Raw genomic sequence first — 13,098 nt, 5'->3', positions numbered from 1 at the left:
CCCGCGGAGCCGGTCCGACCCCCGGATCGGCTCCGCGCCGGCCGTCACGCCTCGGCGCGCACCGACAGCTCGATCCGCCAGCGCTCGTTCGGCTTCTGCGCCTCGCGCGGGATCGCCTCGAGGAGCAGCGTCCCCACCTCGGTGACCGAGGCGCGCAGCTGCACCGGCACCATGTCGCCCTCGCGGCGGCCCTCGGCGGGCAGGGTGACCTCGATCGGCGAGAGCTCCTCGAGCTCGCCGGGCTTCCAGTCCTCGAGCTCGGTCCCCGCCTGGTCGTCCCGGCGCACCGACGAGCTGAAGAAGCGGAAGCGCACCGGCTCGCCGACCACCACGCCGAACTCCTGCGGCGGCAGCGTCGCCTCGGTGCCCTCCTCCATGCCGAACGGCGCCAGGCAGAGCGCCGTGATCGGCGGCTCCAGGCCGGGCACCGCGGGCACGGCCCCCTCGATGCCCACGTAGTAGGCCCGCGCCGTGCCGCCGCGGATCCTGAGCCCCCGGCCGCGCCGCGCGAGCCCGTAGGCGGCGGCGCCGCGCGCGACCGCGAGATCCAGGTCGTCGATCGGGAGCACCCGCGGCCGGGGCGCGCCGTCCTCCTCGAGCCAGGCGCCGAGCGTCGCGAGCAGCCGCTCGCGCAGGGCCGCGCTCTTCATGACGCCCCCGTTGAACAGCACCGCCGTCGGGTGCAGGAGCAGCGGCGCGCGGCCGGCCTCGGCCGCCTCCGCGCCCCTCGGGACGAAGCCCTCGAGCTTCGCCGTCGCGCCGGCCTGCCGCCCCAGGAACGCGGCGAGGTGGCGGGTGATCGCCGGGTCCTGCGCGTACGGCAGGCCGAGCTGCGTCAGGCCGGCGCGCGCGCGCGTCGCCGGGCGGGCGGAGGACGGGACCTCCGGGAAGAACCCGTCCACGAGCGTCCGCGTGATCTCGTCGCGCGTGAGCGCCGTCCGGATCGACGCCCCGAGCAGCTTCGAGCCGCGGCCGGCGATCACGATCGGCGCCTCGGTCATCGACGGATCGCCGAGCAGCCGCTCCTTGGCGACGCGCGCCGCGTGGGTGAGCGACGTCATCTGCCAGCGGTCGAGCTCCTTGCCCTCGGCCGCCAGCTTGGCCTTCACGACGTGCGCGAGCGCGAGGTCCATGTTGTCGCCGCCGAGCAGGATGTGGTCGCCGACCGCCACGCGGACGAGCTCGAGCGAGCCGTCGCGCGGGACCGCGGCGATCGCGGAGAAGTCGGTGGTGCCGCCGCCGACGTCGACCACGAGCAGCACGTCGCCCGGCTGGAGGTGCTTGCGCCACGCCTCGCCGGCCGCGTCGATCCAGGCGTACACGGCCGCCTGCGGCTCCTCGAGCAGCGTGAGGTCCTCGAACCCCGCGGCGCTCGCCGCCTCGACGGTGAGGTCGCGCGCGGCGGCGTCGAACGACGCGGGCACGGTGATCACGATCTCCTGCTTCGCCAGGGCGAGCTCGGGATCGTCCTTCGCGAACAGGTGGTCCCACGCCTCGGTGAGGTGCTCGAGGTACCGCCACGACGCCTCGACCGGCGAGATCTTCTCGATGTCCTCGGGCGCGCCGACCGGCAGCGTCGGCCCGCGCCGGTCGATGCCCGGGTGGCACAGCCAGCTCTTCGCGCTCGAGATGAGGCGCGCCGGCGCGTCGGCCCCGCGGGCGCGGGCGTGCTCGCCGACCGCGAAGCGCCGCTCGGCGTCCCACGGCAGCGCCTGGACGCCCTCGCTCTCGTGGGGGATGTACATGAAGGAGGGCAGGAGCGGCCGCGCCTCGAGCGTGCCCTGCGCCACGAGCTGCGGCACGGCCAGCACCTCGGGCGAAGGCGCGAGCCGCGGGTCGGCGCCGTCCTCGGGGAGGCGCGCGTAGGCGAGCGCGCAGTGGGTGGTGCCGAGATCGATGCCGATGATGTATCGCGCGCTCACAGCTCGACCTCCGCGGGGGCGATGACGCTGGCGTCGTGGCCGGCGATCGGCGTCGGCAGCGAGAGCTCGTCGGCGCGCCAGCCCCGGTGGCGCAGCACCCCTCGGTACGGCGCGCTCCCGGACACGTTGCCGATGAGCTTGACCTCGGACGGGTTGTAGCCGGCCTCCAGCGTCACCTTCGCCCCCTCCTCCTCGCGCCGCACGGGCGCGAGCTTCGCGTGGCTGCGCAGCGCCTTGCGGCAGCCCTCATGGACCATCCTCGCCGCCACGCCGACGTCCGCGTCGCCGAAGGAGGCGATGTCCTGCTCGAGGAAGTCGACGAGCCGCCCTTCGCGCTGCAGCAGCGAGAGCAGCTGGAGCGCCGAGCTCACGCCGGGCGCGGCCGCGGGCGCAGGCGCGGCCGCCGCGGGTGCAGGCGCGGCCGCCGCGGGTTCGGCGGTGGGCGGCGCTCCGGCGGTTCGAGCTCGCTCGATCTGGTGCGGCTCGGCTCGTTCGAGCTGGCGCGGCTCGGCCCGCTCGGCCGGCGGCAGGGCGGCCGCCTCGCGCGCCTGCCAGGCCCGCGCCGCGAACTGCGGATCGAACAGCACGCGGAAGAAGCATGCGAAGGCGAACCAGAGCCGCGTCGACCAGGGGAGCGGGGGATCGTGGAGATCGGCCACGGCGAGAGCCTAACGCCGAGCGTCGCGTTGGGTACAGAGACCGGCGCGCCGGGCAGGGGGGCGGCGGGCCCGGCGCGCCGTCCGGCCCGGCGCTGCCCCGGTCGGAAGGATCGCCGTCCGGCCCGGCGCTGCCCCGGTCAGAAGGACGCCCGGAGGACGGGAACGCGGAGCTCGTGCCCCTGCGCCACGCCGAACCTGAACATCTCGTCCTGCGAGTACAGCGGCCTGAGCGAGAGCGCCGGCATGCCGAGCGCGACCCGGCGCGGCGTGACGTCGACGAGGCCGAGCCGGGGCTCTTCCCAGCGGGTGCCCCGGAGGAGCGGCGCCGCGTCCGACGTGATCTGGACGTTGACGCCCGGCTGGGGAGGCTCGGCGGCCGGCTCGTTGCGGATCGGCTCGCTCTGGTCGCCCGCCGGGGGCTTGTACGCGGTGGCGTTGAGCGTGACGACGAGGGTCGGGATGACGAGCGCCATGCCGCCGGCGAGCATGTAGAGCGGCACCTCCGCGGGCGGCTCCGAGGCCTCGATGAAGTAGCCGGCGACGCCGCCGCCCACCGCGCCGAGCCCGCCGAAGACGAGGTACGGCCAGGCGCGCTCGACCCCGACGGCCCCCATGGTCAGCATCACGACCTCGCCGCCGAGCAGCGCGCCGCCGACGATCCCCTTGCCGTCGACGCTCACCTGGTCGCTCGTCTGCTGGGCGCTCGCGCGCTCGGGAGCGCCGGCGAGCACCGCCGCCGCCACCGACGCTCCTGCCAGATACTGCGCTGCCTTTCGATTCATGCGGTTGATCGGCATCGTGTTTTCCCCGTCTCGATGGTCGCGGGGCCCGCGAGGGCTCCCGCGCTGGACCGCCGCCGGCCGCGCGTCGCGCTCGCGTCCGGTCCGGCCGGCTGGCCGGCGGCCCTGGCTGAGCCGTCGCGCCGTTCTCGATTTGTGAACCGCTGGCGGAGCGAGTGCGCGCGCGCGTCCTGTCTCCGCCAGCGAAGCCGGTTGAGCGAGCCTAGCACGGGTTTCGAGGCACCGAACCGCTGCATTGCCCGTGCGGAGGATGGGTGGTATGGCTCCACCCGTGTCGGGCGGTGGCCCGCCACCTGTCGCCGCGCGCGGCAGCCTTCGAGGGAAGATCGCTATGGGCCGCATCGGACCGCTGGAAATCGCCCTTCTCATCGGGCTCGCCTTGCTCCTCTTCGGCGCGGGGAGGATCGCTGACATCGGCAAGGGGATCGGCGAGGGCATCCGGAACTTCAAGAAGGGCATCCGCGACGACGAGGAGGAGGAGGCCGCCAAGCAGCTCCCCGCGAAGCCCGACGTGAAGGAAGAGGACACCCACAAGCCCGTGTAGCGCCCGCGCCGGATCGCGGCGCTCGAGGGCGGGGCGGCTCGACGTCGGTCGACGCTCGCCGGCGCGCGTCTATACTCGATCGCCGTATGCCCCACCGACTCCTGGAGCGCATCGTCAAGGCGCTCGTTGTCTCCGCCGCGTTCCCGCTGGCAGCGTACTTCGTTCTTCAGTTCGGCCCCGGGGGGCTCTGGCGTGGGTTCGAGCCGGCGCTCGCGGTCACCGGTCAGGTGGCCAAGGCGCCGTACGATCTCACCCGCCTCGAGGCCGTGAACGAGACGCTCAAGATGATCCGGGACAAGTACGTCGAGCCGGATCGCGTCAAGCCGAAGGAGATGCTGCTCTCGGCGCTGAACGCCGTGCAGCGCGACGTCGCGCAGGTGATCGTCCTCAACGAGGACCCCAACGAGGTCACCGTCCGCGTCGAGACCAGCGAGAAGAAGTTCCGGATCGACAACATCCAGGGCCCCTGGGACGTCTCCGCGCGCCTCCGCGAGGTCTTCGCCTTCCTGCAGAAGAACCTCCGCGGCACGGAGGTCGATCTGCGCGACGTCGAGTACGCCGCGTGCAACGGCATGCTGCACACGCTCGACCCGCACTCGTCGTTCCTGAGCCCCGAGGCGTACAAGGAGATGAACCTCTCCACGTCGGGCGCGTTCGGCGGGCTCGGCGTCGTGATCTCGATCCGCGACCAGATGCTCACCGTCCTGAACCCGATGCCCGACACGCCCGCGGGCCGGGCGGGGCTCAAGCGGCTCGATCGGATCGTGAAGATCAACAACGAGTCGACGCTCAACATGCCGCTCGACGACGCCGTGCGGCGGCTCCGCGGCGATCCCGGCACCGCGGTCACCGTGTGGGTGACCCGCGACGGCGAGGGCGGCTGGCAGGGCCCGAAGGCCTTCGAGCTGACCCGCGAGGTGATCAAGGTCCGGTCCGTCGAGTCGCGCGCCCTCGACGGCGGCATCGCCTACGTCCGGCTCAAGACGTTCCAGGCGACGTCGACCGCGGAGCTCGACGCGGCGCTCGACGGGCTGCGCGCCAAGGGCCACCTGAAGGGGCTCGTGCTCGACCTGCGCGGCAACCCGGGCGGCCTGCTCGATCAGGCCGCGCGCATCGCCGACAAGTTCCTCGCCGACGGGGTCATCGTCTCGACGGTCGGCGCCTCCGAGGGGCGCGAGGAGAAGCGCGCCAAGGGCCCCGGCACCGAGCCGCCGTACCCGATCGTGGTGCTCGTGAGCGGCAACAGCGCGAGCGCGAGCGAGATCGTGGCGGGCGCGCTGAAGAACAACGATCGCGCCGTCATCGTGGGCTCGCAGACGTTCGGCAAGGGCAGCGTGCAGCTCGTCTTCCCCGACGTCACGGCGGAGAAGGCGGCCCTCAAGCTGACGATCGCGCAGTACCTGACGCCGGGCGACATCTCGATCCAGGGCGTCGGGGTCACGCCGGACATCGAGCTCGATCCGATGACGGTCGACGAGCTCGAGATGGATCTCACGGTGCAGAAGGACGGGATCCGGGAGCGCGACCTCTCGGCGCACCTCTCGAACGCGCGGGCGGCGGCGGCGGGCAAGCCGTCCGAGGTCGTCCGCTACCAGCTCACGAGCGCCGATCGCGAGGCGATGCGCGATCGCGGGGGCGACATCGACGAGGACTTCGCCCTCGACTTCCCCATCCGCTTCGCGCGGGAGCTCGCGACGCGGATGCCGCCGAGCACCCCGAGGATCCAGCAGCTCCGGGCCGTGCACGACCACATCGAGCAGGTCGGCAAGGAGGAGCTCGGCAAGGTCGCGGCCGAGCTGGCGAAGCTCGGCGTCGACTGGTCCGACGCGCCCGAGGCCGCGACGACGGCGGCCGCGACGGCGACGGCCAAGTCCGAGCTCGACGTGAAGGTCGAGACCGATCGCCCGAACGCCGAGGTGGTCGCCGGCCAGCCGATGGAGCTCAAGGTCACGGTCAAGAACAACGGCAAGCAGCCGGTCTACCGCCTCCGCGGGACGACGGAGAGCGACAACCTGTACTTCGACAGCAAGGAGCTCATCTTCGGCAAGATCGGCCCCGGCCAGACGAAGACGGCGAAGGCGCCGCTCGGCTGGTGCGAGGTCGAGGGGCGGAAGGTCGGCTCGACGAGGCCGCGGAAGGCGAACGAGAAGCGCGTCTGCAAGATCCCGATGGACGCCCTCTCGCGGAGCGACGGGCTCAAGGTGAAGTTCGAGGTCGCCGGCGCGCCGGAGCCGCCCGCCGTCGAGATCCGGCCCACGGTGCGCGCGCTCGACCGGCCGCTCTTCCAGTACGCCTACCAGATCGTCGACGACCGCGAGGGCAACGGCGACGGGCTCATCCAGAAGGGCGAGCGGGTCAGCATGTACCTGACCGTCAAGAACGTCGGCAAGGGGCCGTCGTACGAGACGCAGGCGAACATCGCGAACCTCTCCGGCGACGGGCTCCTGCTGCACGCGGGGCGCTTCGACGTCTCGAACATCAAGCCGGGCGACGTGCGCAAGGTGGTCTTCAGCTTCGACGTCGAGCCGCAGCTGTCCGAGCCCGAGGCGACCCTCTCGCTCTCGGTGGGCGATCGCGATCTCCGCGAGTTCGCCAGCGAGAAGGTGAAGATCCCGATCTCGCCGCGCGTGCAGCTCACGGGCGGCGGCTCCACCGTGAAGGCCGGCGCGCAGGGGGCGACGCTGCTCCCGTCGCCCGAGGCGAGCGCGCGCGGCTTCGGTCGGCTCCCTTCGGGCGCCGTGGTCAAGGTGCTCGGCGAGGCGCCCAGCGGGTTCTTCAAGGTCGATCTCGGCGCGGGCCGCTTCGCGTTCGTCGCGTCGCGGGAGGTGGGCCCGGGCGGCGGGCCGGCGCCCGCGGCGGTCGCGTTCGAGGACGTCTACTCGCACGCGCCGCCGACGCTCGACATCGCCGCCGCGGCGCTGGCGACGACCGCCGACACCGTGAAGATCACGGGCACGGCCGCGGACAGCGAGCGGCTCCTCGACACCTTCATCTTCGTCGGGTCGCGGAAGCTCTACTACAAGTCGAACCGCGACGGCGCGGACCCGAAGAAGGCCGACTTCTCGTTCGAGGCGCCGCTCCGGCCGGGGGTGAACGTCATCACCGTGGTCGCGCGCGAGACGTCCGACACCACCACGCGGCGCACGCTCGTGGTGCGCAAGGACGGGCCCGACGGGTCGATCTTGAAGACCCCGAAGTCCGACAACCCGGTGGACGACTGGATTGCGGACCGCGGGGGCGAGGACTAAGGCGGCTGGCATGGATGACGGTCGTCGAGGGCGGTGCTCCGCCGGGCTGCCCTGCCCGGCGAGGATCTGGTAGCCTCATCCCGTGGGACTCCTCGCCTGGCTGGGCCTGAAGCAGGGGGGCTCGTTCCCGAACCTCGACGCCCTCCTGAAGGAGCTCCGTACGGCGCTCCCGGACGACGAGGCGGTGGTCCTCCGCTACATCGCGACCGTCATCGTCCTGCTCGGCAAGGTCGCCTGCGTCGACGGCCGGTTCTCCGACAAGGAAGACGAGCTGCTCCGCGAGCTGCTCACGCACGTCGACGGCCTCGCGCCGAGCGGGGTCGACGCGGTGTTCAACGCCCTCCAGGGCAAGCTGCCCGCGCTCCAGGAGGGCGAGGTCGACCGCTGCTACCGCGAGCTCAAGGCGCTCTGCAACGCGAGCGAGCGGGTGGAGGTCGTGCGCCTCCTGATCCGGCTCGCGGCGGCGGACGGCGCGCCCACGCCGGCCGAGCGGGCCGAGATCGAGAGCATCGCCGAGGAGCTCGGCGTCTCGCTCGCCGACATCGAGCCGGACCTCTCCGTGCAGGCCGGCTCCCCGGCCCCGCCGGACGATCGCGGCGAGCCCGGCGGCGGCGCCCCGGCGTGATCAGCGGCGCCGCCCGCCTGCGCAGCGGCGCCCCGGCGTGATCGGCCGCGCCGCCTGGCTGCGCGGTCAGTCGCGCGCGTCTCGCTGCTCGGCGCCCGCGTCGGGGCTCGGCGCGCGGCTCGCGCGGCGCTGCTTCAGCGCCGTCAGCGTCACGAAGAGGACGAACAGGACGGCCCCGAGCACCGCCACGAGCGTGCCGAAGTTGAAGAGGTAGTGCGCGCCCTGCGCGCCGCCCACCCCCATCAGAAAGATGCCGAGCAGCGCGATGCCCGCGCCAATGACGGGATCGGGGCCGACGTCGTTCTCCGAAGTCGCACGCGAGAGCCCGCTCCCCTGGACCCCGCCAGCCTCGTTGCTCATCGGATGGCTCACAGGAGGGAGCTTAGCAAACTGGTCAACCGCCCGAAACCCGCCTGCGCTGGACCCGGGCTATGCTGCGCGGGTGAGCACGCCCACGCACCCCCCGAACGACCGTCCCTCCCGTCCCGCGTCGCCTGACTTCGCTGGGCGCCGCGTCATCACCTTCGAGAGCCGCCGCGCCGCCGAGATGGCCTCGTTGATCCAGCGGTACGGCGGTGTACCCGTCACGGCGCCGACGCTCCGCGAGGTGCCCATCGAGCGGAACGAGCGCGCGCTCGACTTCGCGCGGCGCCTCGCGGGCGCCGAGCTCGACCTCGTGATCCTGATGACCGGCGTCGGGACCCGCGCGCTCGTGGCCGAGGCGGCGCCCGCGCTCGATCCGGGTCACGGCGGCGACGGCGCGCCCGACGCCGACGCAGGCGCCCAGGGCGTATCCCTCATGGCCGCGGCGCTCTCGTCGGTGCAGCTCGTCGTGCGCGGCCCCAAGCCGGCCGCGGCGCTGCGCGAGCTCGGCGTGACCCGCTTCGTCACCGTCCCGGAGCCGAACACCTGGCGAGAGATCATCGATGTCGTCCGCGGGCTCGGCGACCTGAGCGGCAAGCGCATCGCCGTGCAGGAGCACGGCGCGCCGAGCCACGAGCTCTACGCCGGGCTCGAGGCGGCCGGCGCCCGCGTCACCCCGGTGCCGGTGTACCGCTGGGCGCTCCCGGAGGACACCTCGGCGCTCCGGCAGGCGCTCCGCCTCCTGGCCGACGGCGGCGCGGCGATCACGCTCTTCACGAGCCGCGCGCAGGTCGAGCACGCGCTCCTCGTGGCGGCCGAGGAGGGGCTCGTCGACCGGCTGCGCGCCGGGCTCGCGCGGGGCATGGTGGCGTCGATCGGGCCGGTCTGCACGGAGGCGCTGCGCGCCGAGGGGATCGAGCCCGACGTCGAGCCCGAGCACCCGAAGATGGGCCACCTGGTCCGCGCGGCGGCCGTGCGCTCGGGCGAGGTCCTCGCCCGCAAGGAGAGCCAGGGCGACGTGCCCCCGCCGGCTCAATCCTCGTAGTCGTCGTCCTCGGACCGTGCCACCGTCGCCGGCCGCGGCGCCAGGCCGGGCTCCGCGCCGGCGGTCGCCGCGGGCGCGCTCGGCCGCGCGTCCGCGTGGCCCCGGTCGACCAGCTCGGCGCGGTAGAGCACGCGCCCGTCCTCGGCGGTGATCTCGCCGCCCACGTCGCCCCAGGCGAAGTCGTCGCTCTGGAACGTGCGCATCGTCGCCTTCGTCCTGCCGATGCGCACGCGGAAGCTGGTCTTCTGGCACGCGATGGCGCCGCCGCCGACCTCGACGTTCACCGCCTCGGTGCCGAGCACCTCCTCGTTCTCGTCGGCGGCGAGCGCGGTCTTGGCCATCATCGCGTCGTACGCCGCGAGGGTCGCGGGCCGCTCGGCGCCGCCGTCGATCCACGCCGCGCCGAGGATCTCGCCGCGCCGGCTCGGCGCGTCGCTCATCCGGACGCGCAGCGCCTCGGTCTCCTTGCCGTCCTCGAGGGTCACGTCGACCACGAGGACGTCCCCCTCGCGCGCGACCACCCGCTGCGTGAGCAGCAGCGGCGTCTTCCTGAAGCTGCCCGAGAACCGGTAGGCCACGTAATCGCCGGGCGCGCGCGCGGGCGGCGCCTCCTCCGCGGCCGGGGCGCTCGCGTCGGCCTCGCCCTTCGCGCGCTCCGGGGCCTCGCGCTCTGCCTGGTCCGCTGCCTTGGCGGCGGCGTCCTGCGGGCGGCCAGCTCGAGCGGTCGTTCCGATCCCGGCGCCGCAGCCGGCGGCCAGGAGCGAGGTGAGGGCGGCGAAGAGCAGCGGTCGGTTCATGCACCTCCGGTACATGAGGGCGCCGGCCAGGGCCCAATTTCTGGCGTCCCGTGGGCGCGCCGGGCCCCGCGCGCCTCGAGCGCGGCCGCCGGCCGCGCTCAGGGCAGCTTGCCGCTCGGGAGCATGTCGTCGAAGGCGGCGTCGAACTCGTCCGCGATCATCTCGGCGCCGACCGCGCGCGCGGCCGGCTTCGGGACGTCGATGCGGCGCAGCCGCTCCGCGACGCTGCCGCGCGGATCGCTGTAGCTCGGGCTCATCCGGGCGACGCGCTGGAAGTAGTAGAGCGCCTGCTCGGGGACGCCGCGCATCTCGTAGGCGTCCGCGATCTCGTACGTCAGCGCGAGCTCCTGCTCCACCGTCTTGTGCGAGGCGTGCAGCCCCCGGATGAGCGCGTCGATGCCCGCCTCGATGTTGCCCATCTGGAGGTAGGTGACGCCGATCATCGACTGGCAGACGCACTCCCGCCCGGGGTCGCGGGCGGCGAGCTCGAACTCGGCGATGGCGTCCGCGTAGAGGCCCATCTCCTTGTACGCGACCCCGAGATCGTAGTGCGTCGACGCGTCGCCCTCGGAGATCTGCGCCGCGACGCCGGCCTTGAACTGCTCGAAGACGCTCTCGACGCTGATCTGCCGGGGATCCTCCTGGACGCCCGTCACCGAGCCCGGCGCGACCTCGAGCTCGTCGATCATCTTGAGCGACTCGGCGATGTCGAACGCCCGGTCCTCGTCCGGCCGCTCGCTGCCGCGCGGGACCGCCCGCGTGCCGCTCTCGTTGTCGGTCGCCGCGCGCTCCCCGCGCGTCTCCGACGCGAGCTCGGTGACCTCGCGCAGCCGCTCCATCAAGAGCGGGTGGTTCGGCAGCCGCGCGAGCTGCTCCTCGAGGATGTTGCGCGCCTCCTCGAACATCCCGTGCTGCGCGAAGAACTCGACCTCCTCGAGCGCGTCCTCGTCGAGCGCGTCCGCGCGACGCCCGGACCCCGGCGGCACGGAGCGCCCCGACGCCGGCCGGACCGACGCCGGCCGGGGCGGCGCCGGGCTGTACAGGGCCGGCGGCGGGGCGAGCACGGGGGGCGGCGGCATCGAGGAGGGCGCCGGCGGCGCCTGCGACGCGGCGACGGCCAGCGGGTGCGCCGGCGACCGGCTCGGGTGGACCGACGCCGTCTCCTCCTCGTCGTCGATGTCCTCCAGCTCCTCGAGCGGCTCGACGTCCTCGACCTCCTCGACGTCGTCGATCGGGAAGCTCGGCAGCGGCGGCTCGTTCGCGAACGGATCGTCGAGGTGCGTGACGAGCTCGGGCCGCCTGGGGAGCGCCTCGACGACGCCGTCCTCGTCGAGGGTGTACGCGGGCAGCGGCGCGTCGGGATCGTAGAGGTCCTGGCTCGGCACCTCGGACGCGTACGCGTCGTTGGCCGTCGGCGAGATCTCCGCCCCGGTGTGCTCCTCGTCGGAGAGCTCGTCCTCCTGCGGCACCGCGTAGCCGAGGAGGTTGAGCATCTCGGTCGCCTGGGCGTGGCCGGGCTCGAGGAGCAGCACCTCGTCGAGGAGCCGCGCGGCGTCGTCGACGGCGCCCTCGCCGGACAGCTGCTGCGCGAACGCGAGCATCTGCTCGATGGCGCCGTCCTGGTCGCCCGCCTCGATGAGGATGTCGCAGAGCTTCTCGCGCAGCTCGCGCGCGGCCGGCAGCCGGGCGACGCCGCCCTTCAGGAGGGCGACCGCCTTGTCGTACTGGCGCTCGCGCCGGAGGCTCTCGGCGTGGGCGACGAGCTGCCGCGGGCTCGTGACCGGGGCCGTCGACGGCTGCGCCGCGCGCAGCGGGATCGGCGCCGCGGACGAGGGCTCGACGTCCTCGACCTCGAGCTCCTCGGCCTCGTCCTCGTCGTCCTCGTCGAGCTCGACGTCGATCGACGCGCGCGTGCCCCGCGACGAGGGCACGAGCTGGGCCGCCAGCTGGCGCACGCCCTCGTCGTTCGGGGCGCGCGCGACCAGGGCGGCGACGAGGGCGGCGAACTGGTCGGCCCGCCCCGCCTCCTTGGCGATGCGCGCCGACTCCTTCTGCACCTCGATCGCCTTGGCCGGCTGCCCGAGCAGGTCGAAGGCCCGGGCGAGGAGCGCCAGCGTCTCCAGGTCCCGCGGGTTCTCCTTGAACGCGATCTGCAGCTTGGTGAGGGCCGACATCCCGTCGCTCGGGTCGCCGCGATCGAGGTAGATCTCGGCGGCCATGCGGGCGAAGCGGGCGTCCGGGCGGTGCTGCAGCAGGCGCTCGACCACCTTCAGCGCGTCGTCGCGCCGGCCGAGCTTGAGCAGGAGCTCGGCCGCCGTCCCGAAGCGCTGGATCGCGCCGTCGTAGTCGCGGACGCGGATGAGCGCCTCGGCGAGCCGGAGGTAGGCGAGCGGGTTGTTCGGGTCGAGGTCGACGACCCGCTTGAAGATGTCGATCGCGTCGCGGTCGCGCCCCGCGCGCAGGAGGCGCGTCGCGACCTCGTCGTAGGCGGCGAGCGCGTCGCTCGTGAGCCCGAGCTGCGTGTAGATCTCGGCGAGGCGCGGGACGATGTGGCCGAAGCGGTCCTCGTACTGCGGGACGTGCTTGTGGATGATCTCGCGGATCTGCTTGTAAACGGCGATCGCCTTGAGCGCGAAGCCCTGGAGCGAGTAGAACTGGCCGACGCGCTCGTAGGTGGTGATCGCCTCGACGTACTCCTCCGTCTTCAGGTAGAGGTCGCCGATCTTGAGCAGCGTCCGGACGTCCTTCGGATCCTCCGCGACCAGCTTCTGGTACTCGACGATGGCCTTGTCGTAGCGCTTCCGCTCGACAAGCTTCTGCGCGGTCTGGAGTACCTTGTCGCGATCGACCGCCACGGCGATGGGAATCTCCTACTGAGGACAGCGAGGCGGCGCTCGGGCGCCCCGCCGGGAGCCCTCGCTTCGCCTTCTAAAAACACCTAGCCAATCCCGCTACCACGTACAAGCGCGCGGCTTCGGAAGTTCCGAAGCTACCGCCAAGGTGCTTGTTTGCAGCGTGCGCTCTTCACAAACCCGCGCGGGCAAACCCGCGCGGGGGCAAACCCCTGCGGGGCATCCCCGCGCGGGGATGCGGCG

At 73.3% G+C, this 13,098-nt stretch carries 10 protein-coding genes; 4 read left to right on the top strand and 6 right to left on the bottom strand.

Going from position 1 to position 13,098, the window contains the following annotated elements; all coding sequences use genetic code 11:
* Nucleotides 1–44: 44 nt before the first annotated feature.
* The 3 genes from WME98_RS09265 to WME98_RS09255 form a co-directional block, all read right to left on the bottom strand.
* Nucleotides 45–1,922: an Hsp70 family protein gene (locus WME98_RS09265; RefSeq protein ID WP_437333036.1), complete on the bottom strand. Its 1,878-nt coding sequence runs from the start codon at nt 1,920–1,922 to the stop codon at nt 45–47.
* Entirely contained in the window at nt 1,919–2,581 is a 663-nt protein-coding gene (locus tag WME98_RS09260; protein WP_437950939.1) for a DUF2760 domain-containing protein, read from the bottom strand. The genes WME98_RS09265 and WME98_RS09260 overlap by 4 nt, the downstream gene beginning before the upstream one ends.
* A 137-nt stretch (nt 2,582–2,718) precedes the next feature.
* A complete protein-coding gene (locus tag WME98_RS09255) occupies nt 2,719–3,363 on the bottom strand; it encodes a hypothetical protein (protein ID WP_437950938.1) in 645 nt (214 codons plus the stop codon).
* Nucleotides 3,364–3,712: 349 nt separating this feature from the next.
* Here WME98_RS09255 and WME98_RS09250 point away from each other — a divergent pair, with 349 nt between their 5' ends.
* The 3 genes from WME98_RS09250 (at nt 3,713) to WME98_RS09240 (ending at nt 7,798) form a co-directional block, all read left to right on the top strand.
* A complete protein-coding gene (locus WME98_RS09250; protein ID WP_061624352.1) occupies nt 3,713–3,925 on the top strand; it encodes a twin-arginine translocase TatA/TatE family subunit in 213 nt (70 codons plus the stop codon).
* A gap of 86 nt (nt 3,926–4,011) precedes the next feature.
* Complete coding sequence (locus WME98_RS09245) at nt 4,012–7,173, top strand: MXAN_5808 family serine peptidase (protein WP_437950937.1); 3,162 nt, start codon at nt 4,012–4,014, stop codon at nt 7,171–7,173.
* Between the two features lie 82 nt (nt 7,174–7,255).
* Complete coding sequence (locus WME98_RS09240) at nt 7,256–7,798, top strand: TerB family tellurite resistance protein (protein WP_437950936.1); 543 nt, start codon at nt 7,256–7,258, stop codon at nt 7,796–7,798.
* 66 nt (nt 7,799–7,864) lie between these two features.
* Here WME98_RS09240 and WME98_RS09235 read toward each other — a convergent pair whose 3' ends face one another.
* Nucleotides 7,865–8,158, bottom strand: a complete 294-nt coding sequence (locus tag WME98_RS09235; RefSeq protein ID WP_020739515.1) for a hypothetical protein — start codon at nt 8,156–8,158, stop codon at nt 7,865–7,867.
* Between the two features lie 82 nt (nt 8,159–8,240).
* On the opposite strand from WME98_RS09235, the gene WME98_RS09230 reads away from it, so the two are divergent.
* Nucleotides 8,241–9,206, top strand: coding sequence for a uroporphyrinogen-III synthase (locus WME98_RS09230; protein ID WP_437950935.1), 966 nt, complete (start codon nt 8,241–8,243; stop codon nt 9,204–9,206).
* On the opposite strand, the gene WME98_RS09225 is transcribed toward WME98_RS09230, so the two are convergent.
* Together WME98_RS09225 and WME98_RS09220 are read right to left on the bottom strand one after the other, a co-directional pair.
* Nucleotides 9,194–10,003 (bottom strand): hypothetical protein, encoded by an 810-nt coding sequence (locus WME98_RS09225; protein WP_437950934.1) that lies wholly within the window; start codon nt 10,001–10,003, stop codon nt 9,194–9,196. The two genes, WME98_RS09230 and WME98_RS09225, sit on opposite strands and share 13 nt — an antisense overlap.
* A gap of 98 nt (nt 10,004–10,101) precedes the next feature.
* Nucleotides 10,102–12,858 carry a tetratricopeptide repeat protein gene (locus WME98_RS09220; RefSeq protein WP_437950933.1) on the bottom strand — a complete coding sequence of 919 codons (2,757 nt, stop codon included), beginning with the start codon at nt 12,856–12,858 and terminating at the stop codon, nt 10,102–10,104.
* Between the last annotated feature and the right edge of the window lie 240 nt (nt 12,859–13,098).

The organism is Sorangium sp. So ce296, assembly GCF_051529605.1.
GTDB lineage: Bacteria > Myxococcota_A > Polyangia > Polyangiales > Polyangiaceae > Sorangium > Sorangium cellulosum_D.
Note: the sequence above shows the minus strand (reverse complement) of the source record. Positions and strands in the feature narration are given on the sequence as shown.